Here is a 22,175-nt window from a genome sequence, read left to right as displayed (position 1 = left end):
AGCTTGTAGCTTGTAGCTTGTAGCTTGTAGCTTGTAGCTTGTAGCTTATTTCTTTTTCTTAGGAACCCGCACCAACTGGGTATCCGAGTAGACGTCATGCCAGGTGCGTTTGCGCTTGTCGAACAGCGACCAGATAAAACCCAGCCCCACCAGCAGCAATGAGGCGATCGACACCACAAATCGCAACAGTGCCTGCCACAGGCTGATGGCCGTGCCATCGGCGTTCTGCACGCGGATGCACCACACCTGCATGCCCAGGGTCTGGCCGTTGTGGGTCCAGAACTTGGCGAAGAAACCGAACAGCACGAACAGCAGCACGGTAGACAGCAGGGGATCGCCGTCCAGGGCGCCGGCATCGGTGAGGGCACGCATTTTTTCTTCGCCGATGATCGCCATCTGAATCATCTTGTAGACGCCACCGGTGACGATCAGCAGCGCTGTGCACAGCAAAAAGTCATAAAACATCGCCGCCAGGCGACGGCCCAGGCCGGCGGGGGGAAAGTCGCCCTGGGGCGTGAGCAGGTGTTTCGGCATGACGGCCTCGGCTGAAAAAAGAAGCCATTTTACGGATTTACGCCCATAAAAAAGCCCCTGATATCAATCAGGGGCTTTTTAGTGCTCGAAAAGCTTAGCTTTCGGCTTGAACCTCGTCAGCCTGCATGCCTTTCTGGCCTTGCACGGCAACGAAGGTGACCTTCTGGCCTTCTTTCAGGCTTTTGAAGCCGGAGCCCTGAATGGCGCGGAAATGTACGAACAGATCCGGTCCGCTCTCAGGAGTGATAAAACCAAAACCCTTTTCGTCGTTGAACCACTTGACGGTACCGCTCTGACGCTGAGACATTTTCTTATTTCCTTGACGCTAAATTAATGACAGCCTCTTCCATATGAAAGAGTACTGGGGCTGGGTTGCAGGAAAGTAAGAGACGTCGAACGGGATGTAGCGAACTTCATAAGCTACTGCCCAGGTCACGATTCCAAGCGACCCATGCAAACACAGTGATCAAACTCTACGCCAACCAGTAACAAAAAAACAACCCCCTCTGAAGAGCCCGTATTTGCTCGCTATTCTCGCATTTGCAAGGGCTGCGGGGCGGGGCTTATTCGATAGACTAGTTCAATTTCTTTGAATCGTTTAGGTGCAGTTTCAATATCGAGTAGATGCACCTTTTTATGGCGGTTGCGTTACACATTAGTGCACGTATAACGCAATCGCGTTACGTATAGAAACAGTCAATCAGCCCCGGTAGTAGCGTTGTGGCACAAATGGCATTTTGCTTACAAGCAAAGGCACCTTTTTCCCACGCACCATGGCCCAAACTGGCGTGTCCAGTGCGACATAGGCACTGTCCAGATAACCCATCGCCAATGGTCCGCCCAACGAGGGGCCGAAACCGCCACTGCAAACCGTGCCGATGATCTCGCCTGCCTCGTTAACGACCTCAGCGCCTTCGCGCACGGGTGTGCGTTCCTGGGGCAGCAAGCCAACACGTTTGCGCTTCACGCCGCCCTGTTGCTGGGCAAACACCGTTTCAGCTCCAGGGAAACCGCCGGCGCGGGCGCCATCGGCGCGGCGGACCTTGGAGATCGCCCACAGCAGGCTGGCTTCGATCGGGGTGGTTTCCGTGTTCATGTCGTGGCCGTAAAGGCACAGGCCGGCTTCCAGGCGCAGAGAGTCGCGGGCGCCAAGGCCGATGGCGGCCACTTCCGGTTCGGCCAGCAGCGCGCGAGCCAGTTTCTCGGCATCGGCGGCGGGTACGGAGATTTCAAAACCGTCTTCACCGGTGTAGCCCGAACGGCTGACAAAGCAGTCCATGCCCAGCAGCGTGACGCGCTGGAACTGCATGAAGGTCATCTTCGCCACCTCTGGCGCCAGGCGCGCAAGCACAGTGATGGCGGCTGGGCCTTGCAGGGCGAGCAGGGCGCGGGCTTCGAACAGCGGCTCAATGTTGCACTGATCGCCGATATGGGCGCGCAGGTGGGCCAGATCCTGGTCCTTGCAGGCCGCGTTGACCACCAGGAACAGCTCGTTGTTGCCCAGGTTGGCGACCATCAGGTCGTCGAGGATGCCGCCGTTTTCGTTGGTGAACATCGCATAGCGCTGCATGCCCACCGGCAGGTCGATGATGTCCACCGGCACCAGGGTTTCCAGTGCTTTGGCGGCGTCGGCGCCGCTCAAACGGATCTGGCCCATGTGGGACACGTCGAACAAACCGGCCTGATCGCGGGTGTGCTGGTGCTCTTTCATCACGCCCAATGGGTATTGCACCGGCATGTCATAGCCGGCGAACGGCACCATGCGGGCGCCGAGTTCGAGGTGCAGGGCGTGCAATGGGGTCTTTAGCAGTTGTTCGGTGGACATATCAGCTCCTGGGAAAAATGTAGAAGTAAGGCAGGCGCATCAACATTCGATGATGTTGACCGCCAGACCGCCGCGGGCGGTTTCCTTGTATTTGCTTTTCATGTCGGCGCCGGTCTGGCGCATGGTACGGATGACTTTGTCGAGGGAAACAAAGTGATGCCCGTCGCCGCGCATGGCCATGCGCACCGCATTGATGGCTTTCACCGAGCCCATGGCATTGCGCTCGATGCATGGCACCTGCACCAGGCCGCCGATGGGGTCGCAGGTCAGGCCGAGGTTGTGTTCCATGCCGATCTCGGCGGCGTTTTCCACTTGCTGCACGGTACCGCCGAGCACTTCGCACAGGGCGCCGGCGGCCATGGAACAGGCCACGCCGACTTCACCTTGGCAACCCACCTCGGCGCCGGAGATGGAGGCGTTTTCCTTGTACAGGATGCCGATGGCGGCGGCGGTCAGCAGGAATCGCACGACGCCGTCTTCATTGGCCCCAGGGATGAAACGCATGTAGTAATGCAGCACGGCCGGGACGATTCCCGCCGCACCGTTCGTTGGAGCGGTGACGACGCGGCCGCCGTAGGCGTTTTCTTCGTTGACCGCCAGGGCATACAGGTTGACCCAGTCCAGCACCGACAATGGATCGCGCAGGGCGGCTTCGGGGTTCTTGCACAACTGGCGGTGCAGCGCTGCGGCCCGGCGCTTGACCTTCAGTCCGCCCGGCAGGATGCCTTCGTTGCGACAGCCGGCGGCCACGCAATCCTGCATCACTTGCCAGATCTTCAGCAGGCCGGCGCGGGTTTCGGCTTCGGGGCGCCAGGCGCTTTCGTTGGTCAGCATAACCTGACTGATGGACAAGCCGTAGGTGGTGCAGTGGCCGAGCAGGTCCTTGGCACTTTTGAACGGGAAGGTCAGGGGGGTGGCATCTTCGACGATACGGTCGGCGCCAGCGGCGCTTTCGTCGACGACAAAACCACCGCCCACCGAGTAATACTCGCGGCTGCGCACCTGCAGGCCCGCCGCGTCGAAGGCGCGGAAAATCATGCCGTTGGGGTGAAAGGGCAGCGGCTTGCGAATCATCGCCAGGTGCAGTTTTTCGTTGAATTCAATGCAATGTTCACCGAGCAGGTTCAGGCGCCCGTTGCTGCGAATCTCTCGCAAGCGGGCGTCGACCGTTTCAGTGTCCACGGTATCCGGGTGTTCGCCTTCCAGGCCCAGCAGCACGGCCTTGTCACTGCCGTGGCCTTTGCCGGTGGCGCCGAGTGAGCCGTAGAGCTCGACCTTGACGCTGGTGATGGCGTTGAGCAGGTCATCACGACGCAGCCCTTCGACGAAACGGGCAGCGGCACGCATCGGGCCGACCGTATGGGAACTGGAGGGGCCGATGCCGATTTTGAACAGGTCGAACACGCTTAACGACATGGTGTTTCTCCGGTTTCTTTTTATGAGGATCGACGATTATGAGCTTGGCGTAGATCCAATGTGGGAGCGGGCTTGCTCGCGAAGGCGGAGTGTCAGTCGACATCTACTTGGCTGACACACCGCCTTCGCGAGCAAGCCCGCTCCCACAAGGGGATATGCGGTGTTGTGGAGGGGGAGGGCGAACCCGCCCCCTCCACAGGTCAAGCGTAGCTTTCGATCGACGGGCAGGCGCAGACCAGGTTGCGGTCGCCGAATACGTTGTCGACCCGGCCCACCGGCGGCCAGTACTTGCCATCGATCAACGACGCCACCGGGTAGACCGCCTGTTCGCGGCTGTAGGGATGAGTCCACTCACCCACGATTTCCGCGGCGGTGTGGGGGGCGTTTTTCAGTGGGTTGTCGTCTTTGTCCAGGCTGCCGTTTTCCACCGCACGGATTTCTTCGCGGATGCAGATCATAGCGTCGCAGAAGCGGTCCAGTTCTTCCTTGGATTCGCTTTCGGTCGGCTCGATCATCAGCGTACCGGCCACCGGGAACGACATGGTCGGCGCGTGGAAGCCGAAGTCGATCAGGCGCTTGGCCACGTCATCGACGCTGATGCCGCTGCTGTCCTTGAGCGGACGCAGGTCGAGGATACATTCGTGGGCCACCAGGCCGTTGCTGCCGGAGTAGAGCACCGGGTAGTGTTCTTCCAGACGGCGGGCGATGTAGTTGGCGTTGAGGATCGCCAGTTGCGAGGCACGCTTGAGGCCAGCGCCACCCATCATGCGGATGTACATCCAGGTGATCGGCAGGATGCTCGCGCTGCCGAACGGCGCCGCGCACACCGCGCCTTCCTTGCGTTCCATGTTGGCATGGCCTGGCAGGAACGGCGCCAGATGGGACTTGACGCCGATCGGGCCGACACCCGGGCCGCCACCGCCGTGAGGAATGCAGAAGGTCTTGTGCAGGTTCAGGTGCGACACGTCGCCGCCAAACTTGCCCGGCGCACAGAGGCCGACCATGGCGTTCATGTTGGCGCCGTCGATGTACACCTGGCCGCCGTTGTCATGAATGATGCCGCAGATTTCGCGGATGCCTTCTTCGAACACACCGTGGGTGGACGGGTAGGTGATCATCAGCGCCGCCAGGTGTTCGCGGTGCTCGGTGGCCTTGGCCCGCAGGTCTTCGATGTCGACGTTGCCGCGCGCATCGCAGGCGGTCACGACCACACGCATGCCGGCCATGTTGGCGGTGGCCGGGTTGGTGCCGTGGGCCGACGATGGGATCAGACAGATATCGCGACGGTCTTCGCCACGGCTCTGGTGATAGGCGCGGATGGCCAGCAGACCGGCGTATTCGCCCTGGGAACCGGCGTTGGGTTGCAGCGACACCGCGTCGTAACCGGTGGCGGCGCAGAGCATGGCTTCCAGTTCGTCGGTCAGTTGTTGGTAGCCGGCGCTCTGTTCGGCGGGGGCGAACGGGTGCAGGGCGCCGAACTCGGCCCAGGTCACCGGGATCATTTCGCTGGCGGCGTTGAGCTTCATGGTGCAGGAACCCAGCGGGATCATGGTGCGATCCAGGGCCAGGTCCTTGTCGGCAAGCTTGCGCAGGTAGCGCATCAGCTCGGTTTCGGAGTGATAGCGGTTGAACACCGGGTGGCTGAGGATCGCCGATTGGCGCACCAGTTCGGCCGGGATACGGCTTTGCACGGTGGCAGCCAGGGCGGCGAAGTCCGGCAGGGCCTTGCCGTCGGCCAACAGGCTCCACAGCGTTTCGACGTCTGCCTGGCAGGTGGTTTCGTCCAGGGACAGGCCCAGGCGTTCAGCGTCCACCACGCGCAAGTTGATGCGCTGGGCGCGAGCCTTGTCATGCACGGCAGCGGTTTGCGCGCCGGTGTGCAGGGTCAGGGTGTCGAAAAAGCTGTCCTGCTCGACAGCCAGGCCCAACGCGCCCAGGCCCTTGGCGAGGATCGCGGTGAGGTGGTGGATGCGGTTGGCGATTTGCGTCAGGCCTTTAGGGCCGTGATACACGGCGTACATGCTGGCGATGTTGGCCAGCAAGACCTGGGCGGTGCAGATGTTGCTCGTGGCTTTCTCGCGACGGATGTGTTGTTCGCGGGTCTGCATCGCCAGGCGCAAGGCTGGCTTGCCGAAACGGTCCACGGAAACACCCACAAGGCGGCCAGGCATATCGCGCTTGAAGGCATCCTTGGTGGAGAAATACGCCGCGTGCGGGCCGCCAAAGCCCAATGGCACGCCGAAGCGCTGGGCGCTGCCGATGGCCACGTCGGCGCCGAACTCACCCGGTGCCGACAGCAGGGTCAGGGCCAGCAGGTCGGCGGCCACGGCGACCAGGGCGTTGGCGGCATGGAAGCGTTCGGTCAGTTCACGGTAATCGAACAGGTCACCGTTGCTGGCTGGGTATTGCAACAGCGCGCCGAAGAAACTGCCGACATCGGTCAGTTCGCGTTCGTCGCCCACGACCACGTCGATGCCCAAGGGCTCGGCACGGGTGCGCAGCACATCGAGGGTTTGCGGGTGGCAGTGGCGGGAAGCGAAGAAGGCATTGCTGCTCTTGTTCTTGCTCAGGCGCTTGCAGAAGGTCATGGCCTCGGCGGCGGCGGTGGCTTCGTCCAGCAAGGATGCGTTGGCGATCGGCAGACCGGTGAGGTCGCTGATCAAGGTCTGGAAATTCAGCAGTGCTTCGAGACGGCCCTGGGAAATTTCCGGCTGGTAAGGGGTGTAGGCGGTGTACCAGGCCGGGTTTTCCAGCAGGTTGCGCAGAATCGGCGCTGGCGTGTGGCAGTTGTAGTAGCCCTGGCCGATGTAGGTCTTGAACAGTTGGTTCTTGCCGGCGATGGCCTTGATCGAGGCCAGTGCGTCGGCTTCACTCTGGCCGTCGCCCATGTCCAGCACGCTGGTGCCCTTGATGCTTTCCGGAATGACGCTGGCGCTCAACGCTTCCAGGGAGTCGTAGCCCAGGCGCTCGAGCATGGCTTGCTCGTCGCTGGCGCGCGGGCCAATGTGACGGGCGATGAATTCGTTGGCGGTGCCGAGATTAACGGTCATGTTGCGCTCCTCAGGCTTCGGCGTTGGCTTTGATCAGGCGGTCGTAGGCGTCCTGATTCAGCAGTTGGCCAACTTGGCTGGCGTCGGCGGGCTTGAATCGGAAAAACCAGCCTGCGCCCAGCGGATCTTCGTTGACCAGTTCCGGATTGCTTTCCAGGGCCGGGTTCACTTCCAGCACGTCTCCGTCCAGGGGCATGTACACACCGCTGGCGGCTTTTACCGATTCCACGGTCGAGGCTTCGTCACCCTTGGCGTAGCTTTGCAGTTCCGGTAACTGAACATAGACCACATCGCCCAAGGCGTTCTGGGCAAACGCGGTAATACCGACGGTAACGCTGCCGTCGGCTTCGGTGCGCAGCCATTCGTGATCTTCAGTGAAACGCAACTCGCTCATGGAAACTCCTGGGGCCAGATTCGTCTGGTGGACGCGAAGAAAGGCACGGGGCTTGGCCCGGCCGAATGGTTATATCCTTAGCAAGAATGCGGCCAATACAGAAAAGTAGTTATATATCAATGAATTGGCTGGTTTTGACGCAGCATGGTTGATTCTGTGTGTAGCGAAATCGCTACAGATCCACGCCCGGATAAAATCGTAGTGGGATCAAAGCCTTGCACAGCGCTGCCTGGCGACCGCTGTAGCGATATCATTCCACTGTAGCGCTTTCAGTACAGATGGAGGTCGTTTTTGAGGCGTTTTTGAATACGACACTGAACCCTGTGGGAGCGGGCTTGCTCGCGAAAGCGGTGTGTCAATCGACATCTGCTTTGCTGACACTCCGTCTTCGCGAGCAAGCCCGCTCCCACAGGAGACCGAGTAAGGCTACGGCTTGCCGGAAATCCCGTATTTGCGCAACCGATGGGCAATGGCGGTGTGGGAGGTTTGCAGGCGGCTGGCGAGCTGGCGGGTGGAGGGGTAGTTGACGTAGAGACTTTCGAGCAGGTGCTTTTCGAAGGCTTCCACGGCTTGCTCAAGGCTCTCGACTTCCACGTCACCCTGGCGCGCCACGGAAGTGCCGGCAATGTCCAGGTCGCCAATGTCCACCAGGCTGCTCTCGCAAATGGCCGCGGCGCGGAAAATCACGTTCTGCAATTGCCGCACATTGCCTGGCCAGCGGTTGCCCAGCAGTGCCGGGTAGGTGCCGGGGGCCAGGCGGCAGACCGGGCGCTGGATCTGCGCGCACGCCTGCTGCATGAAATAGCGCGCCAGCAGCAAGATGTCCTGGCCGCGTTCACGCAGCGGCGGCACTTCGACGTTGAGCACGTTCAGGCGATAGAACAGGTCTTCGCGGAACGACCCTTCGCTGACCATTTTTTCCAGGTTGCGGTGGGTCGCGCTGAGAATGCGCACGTTGACCTTGATTTCCCGGTCGCCGCCGACCCGACGGAAGCTGCCATCGTTCAAGAACCGCAGCAGTTTGGCTTGCAGGTAAGGCGACATCTCGCCGATTTCATCGAGAAATACCGTGCCCTGGTTCGCCAGTTCCATCAGCCCTGGCTTGCCACCCCGCTGCGCCCCGGTGAAGGCGCCCGGTGCGTAGCCGAACAGCTCGCTTTCGGCCAGGTTTTCCGGCAACGCGGCGCAGTTCAAAGCCAGGAACGGCGCGCCGTGACGGGCGCTGATAGCGTGGCAGGCCCGGGCCACCAGCTCTTTGCCGGTGCCGGTTTCGCCCTGGATCAGTAAAGGCGCATCCAGCGCCGCCACCCGCTGGGCCCGGGCCTTGAGGGTGCGGATCGCCGGGGATTCGCCGAGCAACGCGTCAAACCCTTCGGCGTGGTCGTGGTGCAGCGCCGACAGGCGTTCGCCGATGCGGTTTGGCTGATAGAGGGTCAGCAACGCACCGGCGTTCGTGATGGGCGTGGCGTCCAGCAGCAAAGTCTGGCCGTTGAGGGTGATTTCCCGCAGCGGCAGGCGGAAAGCATTCTCCAGCAGCGCCCCCAACAGGGCCTCGTCCCCGAACAGTTCGGCAACGCTTTCTCCGGCTGGTTCACGCCCGTACAGGGCGATCAGCGCCGGGTTGGCCAGCAACACGTGGCCGGCGCTGTCCAGAGCCAGTACCGGGTCCGTCATGGCCGCGAGCAGGGCGTCGAGCTGCAAGTGCCGACGCTGGCCTGGCAGGATGTCCACCACGGTGACGGCCTGCACGCCCCGCACGCTGAACAGCGCCTCACGTAATTCGTCCAGCACCTGCGGGCTGAGGGTCGGGGCGTCGATGTAGACGTTGGGCGGCACCATCTCCACCGCATCCAGATTGAGATTGCGCCCACCCAGCAAAGCCAGGACTTCCTGAGTAATGCCGACGCGGTCGATGAAACTGACGTGGATACGCATGGGGCGGTTTTGGGTTCTGGAATACGGAGGGTGGCCAGTATGCCTTGGGGCGGGCTATTGGTGAAATCCTGGTGCAGTACTTGAGACCCGCGGTGACCCCCTGTGGGAGCGGGCTTGCTCGCGAAAGCGGTGTATCAGTCGACATCGAGTTGGCTGACACTACGCCTGCGCGAGCAAGCCCGCTCCCACAGGAGATCGGCGGTGAGGCGGAGATCGTTTACAACCCAATATCCCACTCCGGCGTCTCGGGGAATTTGAGCACCAAAAAATCCAGCAGGCTGCGCAGCGCCGAGGGCATGTGCTTGCGTGATGCATACACCGCGTACATGTTCATTTTCCGGGGTTCGGCGTGGGGCAGCAGGCGGATCAGCTCGCCGTTCTGGATGTGCGTGCCCGCCTGGTAGCTGGGCAGCATCGCTACGCCGGCCCCCGCCATGGTCGCTCGCAACAGGGTGCTGGCCTCGTTGACGCTGATGTTGCCCTGCACCGGCACCGAGACCTGCTCGCCGTCCTGCTCGAAATGCCACAGGCTTTTTCCGACGTAGGAGTGGGTCAGGCAGTTGTGCCGGCTCAGGTCCTCGACCCGCTGTGGCGCCGGATGTTCCTGCAGGTAAGCGGGCGAGGCGCAGATCACCGAATGACAGACCGTCAAACGCCGGGCAATCAGGTTCGGGTCAAGGTCGTTGCTCATGCGGATTGCCAGGTCGATGCGTTCGTCCACCAGGTTCACGGTGCGATCGAGCATTTGCAGGTCGATGCTGACCCCCGGATAACGCCCGACGAACTCGGCCATGGCTGCCGCCAGTTGGGCCTGGCCGAAGGAGGTGCTGGCGCTGATGCGCAGCATGCCCCGGGGCGCGTCGTCCGGCGTACTGACGGCGGCCTGCATGTCGCCGGACAGCTCCAGCATCTGCCGACAGCGCGGCAGGATTTCCAAGCCCGCAGCCGTCAGGCTCAACTTGCGGGTGGTGCGGTGCATCAACCGGGCTCCGACCCAGTCTTCCAGTTCCGCCAGATACCGTGACACCACCGGTCGCGACAGCTCCAGGTGTTCGGCCGCCGCCGACTGGCTGCCCAGCTCTGTCACCGTGACGAACACCCGCATTGCTTGTAGACGATCCATGATTTGCCCGATTTTAGAAACAAACTATGTGTGATCATCGCATTTTTTGAAACGATTGAGGCCAGTAAGCTCCGTCTCATTCCCTCTCGGGCATTTACACAACGGAGCACCCCATGACCGGATTTACCTCACTCAAGCGCCTGTTGCTGGCGACCGTCACGATGGCTTTTGCAGCCCACACCTGGGCCGCCGACCTCACGCTGGATGTCTACAATCCTGGCGCGTCGGCGATTTTTCCGGTGACCTCGGTATTGGTCAGTGGGGAAAAAGAGGCGATTCTGGTGGACGCCCAGTTTGGTAAGTCTCAGGCCGAACAACTGGTGCAGAAAATCCGCGCCAGCGGCAAGCAATTGACCACGATTTACATCAGCCACGGCGATCCCGACTACTATTTTGGTCTGGAGAGCCTGACCGCCGCGTTCCCGGACGCCAAGGTGCTGGCCTCTGCGCCGACCGTCGAACACATCAAGCACACCCTGGACGGCAAGTTGAAATATTGGGGGCCGATCCTCAAGGCTGATGCGCCGAGCAAAGCGATTGTGCCCCAGGTACTCAAGGGCGACAGCCTGACCCTGGAGGGCAAACGCTTGCAGATCATCGGCCTTGATGGCCCGCAACCGGACCGCAGCTTCGTCTGGATCCCGTCGATCAAGGCGGTGGTCGGCGGCGTCGTGGTGGCTGAGAACATTCACGTTTGGATGGCCGACACGCAGACGCCGCAGTCCCACAAGGATTGGCTGGCGACGCTGAAGGGCATTGAAAAACTGCAACCGAACACCGTGGTTCCCGGCCATTACCTGGGTGAAAGCGCCCGGTCCCTGGCGCCGGTGAAATTCACCGCCGACTACATCAAGGCCTTCGACGAGGAAACCGCCAAAGCCAAGGATTCCGCTGCCCTGATCGCCGCCATGAAGCAGCGCTACCCCGATCTGGGGGAAGACAGCTCCCTGGCGCTCAGTGCCAAGGTGGCCAAGGGTGAGATGAAGTGGTGATTCGGTTGTAGCGCCCCATCAGCCTGTCTTTCAAACATCGCTAACCAACGGAGAACATCATGAGCAAAATCGCAATCATCGGCGCCACCGGTCGGGCCGGCAGCCAGTTGTTGGAAGAAGCCTTGCGTCGCGGTCACAGCGTGACGGCCATTGCCCGTAACACCGCAAAAATCGGCGAGCGGGCCGGTGTGGTCAGCCAGCAGTTGGATGTATTGGACAGCGAGGCGTTGACCGCAGCGGTAGCCGGTCATGACGCGGTGATCTGCGCCGCCCATTTCGCCACCGTGCCGGCCGACAAAGTGATCGCCCCCGTCAAGGCGGCCGGCGTCAAGCGCTTGCTGGTGGTGGGCGGGGCCGGTTCGTTGCTGCTGCCGGACAATAGCCGTGTGATCGACAGCGAAGGCTTCCCTGAGGAATACCTCGCCGAAGCCAGCGCCGGCGCATTGTTCCTGGACGTGCTGCTCAAGGAGCAGGACCTGGACTGGACCTTCCTCTCGCCTTCGGCGGAGTTCGTCGAGACCGAGCGCACCGGGCAGTTCCGTATCGGCAAGGATCACCTGCTGTTCGATGCCACCGGGCGCAGTTGGATCAGCTTTGCCGATTACGCCATTGCAATGATCGATGAAGTGGAGGCCCCGCAGTTTTCGCGGCAGCGCTTTACCGTCGGTTATTGATCTTGCACAACCTGCACGAACTTTCTGACCTGCGCGAACTGTAGGAGCTGCCGAGTGCAACGAGGCTGCGATCTTGCCCCTGGCAATTGAGTCGCGAGCGAACGATCAAGGTCAAGATCAAAAGATCGTCCGAACGCGGCCCGAGCCTTCGGCAGCTCCTACGGGGGTCAGCTGTGGAGTCTCATCCACACGCTGACCAGCACCGTCGCCGCCATCAGCCACGCCACCGCTGCCACGGCCAGCGAAGCCTCAAGGCGCATCCGGTCGACCATCACATACAGTGTGGCCAGGTACACGAAGTAGGGGATGATCGACCACATGCCGAACACGATGGTGGTTTTCAGATCGTCCACCGAACGGCCCTTGCCAACAATGTAGTGGGCGATCAGGGCGAAGGTGGGAAACAGTGGCACCAGCCCGGCGATGTAATAGTTCTTGGTCTTGGCGAGCATCGCCAGGATGACCACCACGGAGGCACCGAGCGCTGCTTTGAAAATCAGGTCCACAGGTCTACTGCCCCAGGTTAATGGCTCAGGCCATATTTTTTGACTTTGTCGAACAGCGTGGTTTTGGCCATGCCCAGCTCCTGGCTGGCCTGGGTCAGGTTGCCACCGCTGCGTTGCAGGGCGTCCACCAGCAGGTTGCGTTCGAAGGCTTCTACTGCTTCGGCGAAGGCCAGGCCCTGGCTGGCGCCGCTGGCCCCCGACTTCTTGAAGGCCGGCAGGCCCAGTGCATAGCGTTCGGCAACGTTGCGCAGTTCCCGCACGTTGCCCGGCCAGTCGTGGCTCATCAGGTTGGACAGCGTCTGGTTATCCAGCTCCGGCACGGTGCGGTCGAAGCGCAGGGACGACTGCTGAAGAAAATGTTCGAACAGTTGCAGAATGTCTTCGCGGCGCTCGCGCAGTGGCGGCAGTTCCAGGGTTACCACGTTGAGGCGGTAATACAAGTCGCTGCGAAACTGCCCGGCCCGGCCCAGTTCGTCCAGATCGGACTTGGTGGCGGCGATGACCCGGCAATCCACCGCCACGCTCTGGTTTGATCCCAGGCGCTCGAGGGTGCGTTCCTGCAACACCCGCAGCAACTTGATCTGCAAGGGCAGGGGCATGCTTTCCACTTCATCGAGAAACAGGGTGCCGCCATCGGCGTGCTCGATCTTGCCGATCCGGCGTTTGCCGGCACCGGTAAAGGCATTGGCTTCATGGCCGAAAATCTCGCTTTCGAAGAGGTTTTCCGGCAGGCCGCCGCAGTTGAGCGCGACGAATTGTTTGCTGTGGCGTCGACTGAAGTCGTGCAGGCAGCGAGCGACCAGTTCCTTGCCAGTGCCGGTTTCACCTTCGATCAGTACGTTGGCCGAGGTGTCGGCCACGTTGGCGATCAGCTCGCGAAGGTGCTGCATGGCCGGTGAGCGGCCGATGATCCGGCCTTCCAGGGAGTCGCGTTCGGCCAGTTGCCGGCGCAGCGATGAAACCTCCCGGGCCAGGCTGCGTTGCTCCAGGGCACGGCGGGCGACGTCCACCAGGCGTTCAGGGGAGAAGGGTTTCTCCATGAAGTCATAGGCGCCTTTTTGCATGGCCCCCACGGCCATGGAGATATCGCCGTGGCCAGTGATCAGCACCACCGGCAGGCTGCGGTCCCGGGCCTTGAGGCGGGTCAGCAGCTCCAGGCCATCGATACCCGGCAGGCGAATGTCGCTGATGACGATGCCGGCAAAGTCATCGCCGACCCGCTCCAGAGCCTCTTCGGCGCTGCCTACACCGATGCAGGGAATGTCTTCCAGGGTCAGGGCCTGCTGGCAACCCAGCAGGACATGCGGGTCGTCTTCGACGATCAGTACGCTCAGGTCGTTATTCATGGCTGCTCGGCAGGTTGAGGGCTTACCAACGGTAAACTGAGGATAAAAGTGGTTCCACCTTCGGTGGGGTGCTCGACGCCCAGATGGCCACCCGCGGCGGCGGCCAGGCTTGCCGAGAGGGTCAGGCCCAAGCCAAGGCCCTGTTCGCCGGGTTTGGTGGTAAAGAACGGTTCGAACAAATGCTTGCGCGCCTCGGGGTCGATGCCATGGCCGTTATCCCGTACCCGCAGGCGATATTTGCCATCCGAGGCAGTGCCTTCAAGCCCCAGCCGCGGCTCGGGTTGGCTCTGCATAGCGTCCAGGGCGTTGCCGATCAGGTTCACCAGGATTTGTTCAAGACGCGTCTGGTCGATCTGTACCTGCACGTCGTCGTAACCGGCATGCACCTGGATCTTCAGGCTTTCGAGGCGTCCACCCAGCAGTTGCAGCGCGGCTTCGACTGCCTTGCCAAGGCTGGCCCGGCCCTGATCGTCACCGCGTCGGGCAAAGGAACGCAGGCTGGCGGTGATCCGGCCCATGCGGTCGATCAGGTCGTTGATGGTCTTGAGGTTGGCGCTGGCGATATCCAGTTGACCCCGCTCCAGGAAGCGCACGGTGTTGCCGGACAAGGTGCGCAACGCGGCCAGCGGCTGGTTGAGTTCATGGGCGATGCTGGTGGACATCTGGCCGATGGCGGCGAGCTTACCGGCCTGCACCAGTTCGTCCTGGGCCCGGCGCAACGTCTCTTCGGCCTGCCGCCGTTCGCGGATCTGGCCCTTGAGCCGTTCATTGCTGGCCCGCAGGTCGGTGGTGCGTTCGGTAATCCGACGTTCGAGCTGATTGTTGGCTTCCTGCAAGGCTTCCCGGGCAGCGAGGCGAGTGGCGATGACCTTGCGCCGCTCGTTCCAGGCGATCAGCAGGAACGCCACCAGGGCGAAGGCCACGGCCACCAGGATGCCCTGGTTGATCGCCTGGCGACGCAGGTCTTCAAGGGGCGTCAGCAGGGTGAAATTCCAGGGCGTGTCGCTCAAGGGGCGGGTCTGTGACAGGTAGCTGATGGCCCGTTCGTCGGACACCAGTTCGGCGTTGGCCGGGAAGGTCAGTTTCTCCATGCCTTCGGCCAGTCGTTCGCGAGCCAGGGGAATCAGCTCATTCAACGGGAACCAGTAATACTGCAGGCTGCGAGCCAGGCGCTCCTTGGTTTCGTCGCTCAAAGGTCGCACGGACTTGAGCCGTCGCGCCGGATCGCTGGACAAAATGATGATGCCATTTTCGTCGCTGACGAAGGCTTCCAGGCGCGCGCGCTGCCAGCGCTCTTCCATGGCTTCCAGGCGCACTTTGACCACCGCCACGCCGATGATCTTGCCCTGCTGTTCCAGGCCATGGGCCAGGTAATAGCCAGGCTCGCCGCTGGTGCTGCCGATGCCATAGAAGCGCCCGGGCTGGCCGCGTACGGCGTTCTGGAAATAGGCGCGAAAGGACAGGTCTTCGCCCAGGTAACTGTCGACGTCGCGCCAGTTGCTGGTCGCCATGACCCGACCTGTGGTGTCCATCACGTAAATGGCCCGACTGCGGCTGCGCCGGTTCAGGCCTTCGAGGTATTCGTTGACGGTCTTGCGATGCTCGGGCGTGGGGTCGTCGAGCAGTTGCGAAACGCTGGATTCAAGCTCCAGCAGGCTGGGCAGGTAGGTGTACTTGCTGATCTCGCTCTCGACCGCACGGGCGTGCAGTTCCAACTGGCGCTCGCCGTTCTCGCCCAAACCACGAATGCCGTAGTGCTCACTGATCCAGAAACCGAGGTAACCCAGGCCGATCATCAGGGCAATGATCAGCGGCGGCAGGAACAGATGGCGAATCAGACGGGGTTTCACGGCAAGTGATGGCGGCGCGGCGCGATAGAGAGTGGGGTCGCATTTCATCACAGAAGCCTTGGGTCAACCACAACACAAATCTACAAACCAACACTGGATCCTTGTGGGAGCGAGCTTGCTCGCGATGACTGCTTACCGGCCGACAATAATGTTGACTGACAGTCTGCTATCGCGAGCAAGCTCGCTCCCACAGGATTGGAGCGGTGTTTTTAGTGCTGCAGGATTTTCTCAAGGAAATGCTGCGCACGTTCGGAGCGAGCGCTGATGTCGCCGAAGAACTCTTCCTTCTCGCAGTCTTCGATGATCTGGCCCTGGTCCATGAAGATCACCCGGTTCGCCACTTTGCGGGCGAAGCCCATTTCGTGGGTCACGCACATCATGGTCATGCCTTCGTGGGCCAGTTGCACCATCACGTCGAGCACTTCGTTGACCATTTCCGGGTCAAGGGCCGAGGTCGGTTCGTCGAACAGCATCACGATCGGGTCCATCGCCAGGGCACGGGCAATCGCCACACGCTGCTGCTGGCCGCCGGAGAGCTGGCCCGGGTGCTTGTGGGCATGGGCCGACAGACCGACCCGCTCAAGCAGTTGCAGCCCTTTCTGGGTGGCTTCTTCCTTGCTGCGCCCCAGCACCTTGATCTGCGCGATGGTCAGGTTTTCGGTGATGGTCAGGTGTGGAAACAGCTCGAAGTGCTGGAACACCATGCCGACGCGCGAGCGCAGTTTTGGCAGGTTGGTCTTCGGGTCGGCGATGGACGTGCCGTCGACCACGACGTCACCTTCCTGGAACGGCTCCAGGGCGTTCACGCACTTGATCAGCGTGGACTTGCCCGAACCCGAAGGGCCGCACACCACCACAACCTCCCCCTTGCTGACCTCGGTGCTGCAATTGGTCAGTACCTGGAAGTCCCCATACCACTTGTTGATGTTCTTGATAGAGATCATACGGCGAACCTTTTTTGCAGACGCTTGACCAGCAGCGAGGCGGCAAAGCTGATTGTGAAGTACACGAGACCTGCGACGATCAGGAACTCATGGGAGCGGCCGATGATGTCGCCATTGGCCCGCGAAGCATTGAGGAAATCCACCAGACCGACCGTGTAGACCAGCGAGGTGTCCTGAAACAGGATGATGCTTTGTTGCAACAGCAGCGGGGTCATCTTGCGAAACGCCTGGGGCAGGATGATCAGGCGCATGGTCTGGCCATAATTCATGCCCAGCGCCTGGGCAGCGCCCATCTGACCCTTGGGGATCGACTGCACGCCGGCCCGTACGATTTCGCAGAAGTACGCCGCTTCGAACATCATGAACGCCACGACGCAGGAGCCAAACGCACCGATCGGTGTGTCTTCGCCGGTGATCCAGCGCAGTACGAACGGCACCGCCAGGTAGAACCAGGTGATGACCAGCAGCAGCGGGATCGAACGGAAGTAGTTGACGTAGGCGCCAGCAATGCTGGAGATCAGTTTGTTATGGGACAGGCGCATCAGCGCCAGGATCGTCCCCAGGATGATCCCGCCGACGACGCCCAGGGCCATCAGCTTGAGCGTCATCACCATGCCGTTCCACAAACCGGGAATGGCCGGGATGATGCCAGTGAAGTCGAGTTCCATTATTTACCCCCCACGGAAATCAGGCCGGGCACCGCGACCTTCTTCTCGACCATGCGCATGAGCAGCATCAGGCTCATGTTCAGGGTGAAGTAGATCAGCGTCGCCAGGGTGAAGGCTTCGAACAGGTTGGCGGAGAACTCGGCAGTCTGTTTGGTCTGTGCGAGCAGTTCCATCAGGCCGATCAGCGAGGCCACGGAGGAGTTCTTGAAGACGTTCAGGAATTCCGAGGTCAGCGGCGGAATGATGATCCGGTAGGCCTGGGGCAGCAGCACGTTCCAGTAGATTTGCGGCAGCTTGAAACCCATGGCCCGGGCGGCGGCTTCCTGGCCGCGCGGCAGCGCCTGGATACCGGTGCGAACCTGTTCGCAGACCCGGGCAGCGGTGAACAGGCCCAGGCACACCACAACGCTCAAATAGGCCGAGGTCGTGGGGTTCAGGTCCTGTTTGTACCATTCCTGCAGGTCTGCTGGCAGCAGGTCGGGCACCAGGAAGTACCAGATAAACAGCTGAACCAGCAGCGGCACGTTGCGGAACAATTCCACGTAGCCAGTGGCGATACCCGACACCAGCCGGTTCGGCACGGTGCGCATCACGCCCAGAACCGACCCCAGCAGTAGGGCGATGATCCAGGCCGCGACGGCGATGGCGATGGTCCAGCCCAGGCCGGCCACGTACCAGTCGAGATAAATCTCGCTGCCGATGCCGGTGGACTTGAAGAACACGCCCCAGTCCCAGTTGTAATTCATTAGGGTCTCCCCTCAGATCGATCGATATGCAAATACCCGCCTGGGGAAGCTCCATTCCCACCTGACCCTTGAGGGGCAGGCACACACGATCGGCTCGACAGCCACCGGTTCGAGTGTTTCCAGATATGCCAGCAGGGAGTGACCATCCCCTGAAGGTGCAAAAGCACCTTCAGGGGACAAGGTTAGTCAGGAATCAGGATTTCTTTTCGTCGGCCGCTTTGTCGGTCGGTTCGGCGATCAGTTTCTTGAGCTCTTCGCTCATCGGGAAGTTCAGGTTCAGGCCTTTTGGCGGGATTGGCTGCATGAACCACTTTTCGTAGATCTTGTTGATTTCGCCAGAAGCGTAGGTGGCCTTGATGGCGTCATCGACCGCCTTTTTGAACGGCTCGTCACCCTTGCGCATCATGCAGCCGTAGATTTCGAAGGACTGCGGAGTACCGGTCACGGCCCAGTCGGCGGGTTTCTTGGCCTTGGCCATTTCACCAGCCAGCAAGGCGTCGTCCATCATGAAGGCAACGGCGCGGCCGCCTTCGAGCATGTTGAACGATTCGCCGTGGTCCTTGGCCGAGATCACGTTCATGCCCATTTGCTTGTCGGCGTTCATGGACTTGAGGATGCGCTCGGACGTGGTGCCGGCGGTGGTCACGACGTTCTTGCCCTTGAGGTCGTCGAAGTCCTTGTACTTGGAATCTTTCTTGGCCAGCAGCTTGGTGCCGATCTCGAAGATGCCCACGGAGAAATCAACCTGCTGTTGACGCTCGACGTTGTTGGTGGTGGAACCGCATTCCAGGTCCACGGTGCCGTTTTGCACCAGCGGGATACGGGTTTGCGAGGTCACCAGGTTGTACTTGACCTGCAGGTTCGGCACGTCCAGTTCTTTTTTCAGGGCTTCGACGACTTTCAATTGAATGTCGTGGGAGTAGCCGACCGGTTTGCCGGACGCGTCCGCGATGTAGGAAAACGGAATGGAAGCGTCGCGATGCCCGAGCGTGATGACGCCGGACTCTTTGATCTTTTTCAGCGTGCCGGTCAGTTCGGCAGCGAAAACCGGGGTGCTGATCAGAGCGGCAGCAATGGCTGCGCCCAGGAGATGGGGAACGATGCGCATCGATATTTCCTCGACATTGTTTTTCTTATTCAGCCGGTTCGTCGGCCCTGAGTGCTTCGAAGTACCTGACAGCTCCTGTGTGTTGGCATGCAGGCATTCGTCTCGAAGGAGTGTAGAGCATGAGTCGTGCCAGGCCAGTTGGCTCAGATTAACTGTTTGTTTTTAAACGTAATTAATGGTTTTTTTGATTTTTCCCACAGGCTGTTTATCCGGTTGGCCGAATTGACTGGCCGGTCGTGTTCGGAAAACCGAATGGCTTGAGCCTGCACCAATCCCCTGTGGGAGCGGGCTTGCTCGCGAAAGCGGTCTACCTGAGTCGACGATGTTGAATGTGCCGCCGCCTTCGCGAGCAAGCCCGCTCCCACAGGGTCTGTGGCGGAGTCCAGATAGCAAAAAGCCCCTGAATCGCTGGATTCAGGGGCTTCGGGTTTAGCCGTCGATCGGTTAGGCCGCTTCGATCTTGCGGCGATTGTGTTCGACCTCGTTGAGGTACTGCTGCAGCTTTTCCTGTTCCGCCGCAGTAGTGAACAAGCCCAGTTTGCTGCGGCGCCACAGGATGTCTTGGGTATCGATGGCCCATTCATCGCTGCACAGGTAGTCGACTTCCCGGGTGTAGAGGCCCGCACCGATGTGTTCGCCCATGTCACCGAGGTTGTGCACGCCTTCAAGCATGCGCCAGGTGCGGCTGCCATAGGTGGTGGCCCAGCGGCGGGCGAGGTCGGTCGGTACCCAGTCGAATTTGTCGCGGATCGCCGAGCACAGCGCTTGTGGGGTGGTCATGTTTTCGCCGCCGGGGAGGGTGGCGACGGCGGTCCAGCTCGGGCGCATCTGAGTGAAGTACGGGGCCAACTGCGTCATGGCCGATTCGGCCAGTTTGCGATACGTGGTCAGCTTGCCGCCGAACACCGACAGCAGCGGCGCTTCTTCGCTGCTGCCCGAAAGCGCCAGGGTGTAGTCCCGGGTGACGGCTGACGGGTTGTCGGATTCGTCGTTGCACAACGGACGAACGCCGGAATAGCTATGCAGGATATCGTCGCGGCTGATCTGCTTCTTGAAGTGAGCGTTGACCACTTTGAGCAAATAATCGGTTTCGCCCTCGGTGATCGCCACGTTGGCCGGGTCGCCGGTGTATTCGCGGTCGGTCGTGCCGATCAAGGTGAACCGGTTCAGATACGGAATGGTGAATACGATGCGCTGGTCTTCGTTCTGAAGAATGTGCGCATGCTCGCCTTCGTAGAGTTTCGGCACGATCAGATGGCTGCCTTGGATCAGGCGGATGCCGTAGGGCGACTCCAGCTTCAGGTCGTCGCGAATGAATTTGGCGACCCACGGGCCGGCCGCGTTGACCAGCGCCTTGGCGCGGATCGAAAACAGGCTGCCGTCGGCGCGTTCCAGATGCAAATGCCACAGGCCTTTGCTGCGGCGGGCATTAACGCAGCGGGTGCGCGTGTGGACATGGGCGCCTTTTTCCCGGGCCGCCATGGCGTTGAGCACCACCAGTCGCGCATCGTCGACCCAGCAGTCGGAGTATTCAAAGCCTTTGGTGATCTCGCTTTTCAGCGCGCTGTCGGCGCCGAATTTCAGGCTTTTGGAACCGGCAAGTTGCTCGCGCTTGCCCAGATGATCGTAGAGGAACAGGCCGGCGCGAATCATCCAGGCGGGGCGCAAGTGCGGGCGGTGGGGCAAGACGAAGCGCATCTGCTTGACGATGTGCGGCGCCTTGGTCAACAGCACTTCGCGCTCGGCCAGTGCTTCGCGTACCAGGCGGAATTCGTAGTGTTCGAGGTAACGCAGGCCGCCATGGATCAGCTTGCTGCTGGCCGAAGAGGTGTGGCTGGCCAGGTCGTCCTTTTCGCAAAGGAACACCGAAAGGCCGCGACCTGCTGCGTCTGCGGCAATCCCCACGCCGTTGATCCCACCGCCAATGACGGCGACGTCGTAAACCTCAGCGAGAGGGGGCGTAGGCAAGGTAGAAGTGGGCATCGGCTGGCCTCGGGTTCTTTTCGCAATATTTGAATTCGAACATTAATGTTCATTTGCGAAAATACTAGCCCATAAACTCAGCAACAGCCAGTCGTCTTCGATTGAAAATACTGATCAAAGGAAACTGAAAGGAAAATTTTCGAACACAAAAAAGATCGCAGCCTTCGGCAGCTCCTACAGGAATAGGCGTAGGAGCTGCCGAAGGCTGCGATCTCTTGAAGCTTGAAGCTTGAAGCTTGAAGCTTGAAGCTTGAAGCTTGAAGCTGCTGCCTACACCACTTCCAACCGAATCTTGTGCTGGGTCAGCAAGTGCGCCAGGGCCGGCACGGGTTGCTGATCGGTCACCAGGCAGTCGATCAGGCTGATGGGCCCCAGTCTGACCATGGCATTGCGCCCGAATTTGCTGGAGTCCGCGGCGAGCAGCACTTGCCGGGCGTTGGCGATGATCGCCTGGGAGACGCGCACTTCCTGGTAATCGAAATCCAGCAGGCTGCCGTCCTCGTCGATCCCGCTGATGCCCACCAAGGCGAAGTCGACCTTGAATTGGTTGATGAAGTCGACGCTGGCCTGCCCCACCACGCCTCCGTCGCGTCGCACATTTCCACCGGCGATCAGAACTTCGAAGTCGTCCTTGGCGCTGAGGATCGAGGCCACATGCAAGTTGTTGGTGATGACCTTTAGATGGTTGTGATTGAGCAGCGCCCGGGCGATGGATTCGGTGGTGGTGCCGATGTTGATGAACAGCGAGGCGTGATCAGGGATCTGGGCGGCAATGGCTTCGGCGATGCGTTGTTTCTCGTCGCGCATCTGATCGGCGCGCATGGCGTAGGCTGTGTTTTCAACGCTCGAATCATAGGCCGCGCCGCCGTGGTAGCGACGCAGCAGGTTCAACTCCGCCAATTGATTGATGTCGCGACGGATGGTTTGCGGGGTGACGACGAAGAGCTGCGCCATTTCCTCGATGCTGACGTAGCCGCGTTCGCGGACCAGCTCGAGGATTTGCTGCTGACGGGGAGGCAGATTCATGGGGCTTCCTTTGGGCTGCCATACAAAATTTGCCCATGATGCCGCAGGAATCCCC

General features: G+C 60.9%; 19 protein-coding genes. 2 read left to right on the top strand and 17 right to left on the bottom strand.

Annotated features, from left to right (window positions below; genetic code table 11):
- Positions 1 to 45: 45 nt before the first annotated feature.
- From AAIS01_RS01195 to AAIS01_RS01160, 8 genes are all read right to left on the bottom strand, one after another.
- Complete coding sequence (locus AAIS01_RS01195) at positions 46 to 534, bottom strand: RDD family protein (protein WP_343467453.1); 489 nt, start codon at positions 532 to 534, stop codon at positions 46 to 48.
- A gap of 94 nt (positions 535 to 628) precedes the next feature.
- Positions 629 to 841: a cold-shock protein gene (locus AAIS01_RS01190; protein WP_343467452.1), complete on the bottom strand. Its 213-nt coding sequence runs from the start codon at positions 839 to 841 to the stop codon at positions 629 to 631.
- 393 nt (positions 842 to 1,234) lie between these two features.
- Positions 1,235 to 2,359: a glycine cleavage system aminomethyltransferase GcvT gene (gcvT, locus tag AAIS01_RS01185; protein WP_343467451.1), complete on the bottom strand. Its 1,125-nt coding sequence runs from the start codon at positions 2,357 to 2,359 to the stop codon at positions 1,235 to 1,237.
- Between the two features lie 39 nt (positions 2,360 to 2,398).
- Positions 2,399 to 3,775, bottom strand: a complete 1,377-nt coding sequence (locus tag AAIS01_RS01180) for an L-serine ammonia-lyase (RefSeq protein ID WP_343467450.1) — start codon at positions 3,773 to 3,775, stop codon at positions 2,399 to 2,401.
- 200 nt (positions 3,776 to 3,975) lie between these two features.
- Positions 3,976 to 6,825, bottom strand: coding sequence for an aminomethyl-transferring glycine dehydrogenase (gcvP, locus tag AAIS01_RS01175; RefSeq protein WP_343467449.1), 2,850 nt, complete (start codon positions 6,823 to 6,825; stop codon positions 3,976 to 3,978).
- Between the two features lie 10 nt (positions 6,826 to 6,835).
- Complete coding sequence (gene gcvH, locus AAIS01_RS01170; RefSeq protein WP_343467448.1) at positions 6,836 to 7,219, bottom strand: glycine cleavage system protein GcvH; 384 nt, start codon at positions 7,217 to 7,219, stop codon at positions 6,836 to 6,838.
- 426 nt (positions 7,220 to 7,645) lie between these two features.
- On the bottom strand, positions 7,646 to 9,154 hold the full coding sequence (locus tag AAIS01_RS01165) for a sigma-54-dependent transcriptional regulator (protein WP_343467447.1): 1,509 nt from the start codon (positions 9,152 to 9,154) through the stop codon (positions 7,646 to 7,648).
- A 217-nt stretch (positions 9,155 to 9,371) separates the two neighbouring features.
- Positions 9,372 to 10,277 carry a LysR family transcriptional regulator gene (locus tag AAIS01_RS01160; protein WP_343467446.1) on the bottom strand — a complete coding sequence of 302 codons (906 nt, stop codon included), beginning with the start codon at positions 10,275 to 10,277 and terminating at the stop codon, positions 9,372 to 9,374.
- Between the two features lie 113 nt (positions 10,278 to 10,390).
- Between AAIS01_RS01160 and AAIS01_RS01155 the strand changes: the two genes are divergently transcribed.
- Together AAIS01_RS01155 and AAIS01_RS01150 are read left to right on the top strand one after the other, a co-directional pair.
- Positions 10,391 to 11,269 (top strand): MBL fold metallo-hydrolase, encoded by an 879-nt coding sequence (locus tag AAIS01_RS01155; protein WP_343467445.1) that lies wholly within the window; start codon positions 10,391 to 10,393, stop codon positions 11,267 to 11,269.
- Positions 11,270 to 11,328: 59 nt separating this feature from the next.
- Positions 11,329 to 11,943, top strand: coding sequence for an NAD(P)-dependent oxidoreductase (locus AAIS01_RS01150; protein ID WP_343467444.1), 615 nt, complete (start codon positions 11,329 to 11,331; stop codon positions 11,941 to 11,943).
- 167 nt (positions 11,944 to 12,110) lie between these two features.
- Here AAIS01_RS01150 and AAIS01_RS01145 read toward each other — a convergent pair whose 3' ends face one another.
- From AAIS01_RS01145 to AAIS01_RS01105, 9 genes are all read right to left on the bottom strand, one after another.
- Complete coding sequence (locus AAIS01_RS01145; protein ID WP_343467614.1) at positions 12,111 to 12,440, bottom strand: GlpM family protein; 330 nt, start codon at positions 12,438 to 12,440, stop codon at positions 12,111 to 12,113.
- Positions 12,441 to 12,466: 26 nt separating this feature from the next.
- Positions 12,467 to 13,795, bottom strand: a complete 1,329-nt coding sequence (aauR, locus tag AAIS01_RS01140; RefSeq protein ID WP_343467443.1) for a two-component response regulator AauR — start codon at positions 13,793 to 13,795, stop codon at positions 12,467 to 12,469.
- A complete protein-coding gene (gene aauS / locus AAIS01_RS01135; RefSeq protein ID WP_343467442.1) occupies positions 13,792 to 15,693 on the bottom strand; it encodes a two-component sensor histidine kinase AauS in 1,902 nt (633 codons plus the stop codon). Before aauS ends, aauR begins: the two co-directional genes overlap by 4 nt.
- A 161-nt stretch (positions 15,694 to 15,854) precedes the next feature.
- The gene (locus AAIS01_RS01130; protein ID WP_256231315.1) at positions 15,855 to 16,589 is read right to left on the bottom strand and encodes an amino acid ABC transporter ATP-binding protein; all 735 of its coding nucleotides are present in this window, start codon (positions 16,587 to 16,589) and stop codon (positions 15,855 to 15,857) included.
- Entirely contained in the window at positions 16,586 to 17,257 is a 672-nt protein-coding gene (locus AAIS01_RS01125; protein WP_186658909.1) for an amino acid ABC transporter permease, read from the bottom strand. The genes AAIS01_RS01130 and AAIS01_RS01125 overlap by 4 nt, the downstream gene beginning before the upstream one ends.
- A complete protein-coding gene (locus AAIS01_RS01120; protein WP_343467441.1) occupies positions 17,257 to 18,003 on the bottom strand; it encodes an amino acid ABC transporter permease in 747 nt (248 codons plus the stop codon). The genes AAIS01_RS01125 and AAIS01_RS01120 overlap by 1 nt, the downstream gene beginning before the upstream one ends.
- 193 nt (positions 18,004 to 18,196) lie before the next feature.
- Positions 18,197 to 19,111, bottom strand: a complete 915-nt coding sequence (locus tag AAIS01_RS01115; protein WP_256231313.1) for a glutamate/aspartate ABC transporter substrate-binding protein — start codon at positions 19,109 to 19,111, stop codon at positions 18,197 to 18,199.
- A 444-nt stretch (positions 19,112 to 19,555) separates the two neighbouring features.
- A complete protein-coding gene (gene glpD, locus AAIS01_RS01110; RefSeq protein WP_343467440.1) occupies positions 19,556 to 21,094 on the bottom strand; it encodes a glycerol-3-phosphate dehydrogenase in 1,539 nt (512 codons plus the stop codon).
- A 270-nt stretch (positions 21,095 to 21,364) separates the two neighbouring features.
- Positions 21,365 to 22,120 (bottom strand): DeoR/GlpR family transcriptional regulator, encoded by a 756-nt coding sequence (locus AAIS01_RS01105; protein ID WP_343467439.1) that lies wholly within the window; start codon positions 22,118 to 22,120, stop codon positions 21,365 to 21,367.
- Positions 22,121 to 22,175 lie beyond the last annotated feature (55 nt).

It is taken from the genome of Pseudomonas halotolerans, from assembly GCF_039581215.1.
GTDB lineage: Bacteria > Pseudomonadota > Gammaproteobacteria > Pseudomonadales > Pseudomonadaceae > Aquipseudomonas > Aquipseudomonas tehranensis.
The sequence above is the reverse complement of the archived record's forward strand: the minus strand, read 5'-3'. Positions and strand labels throughout refer to the sequence as shown.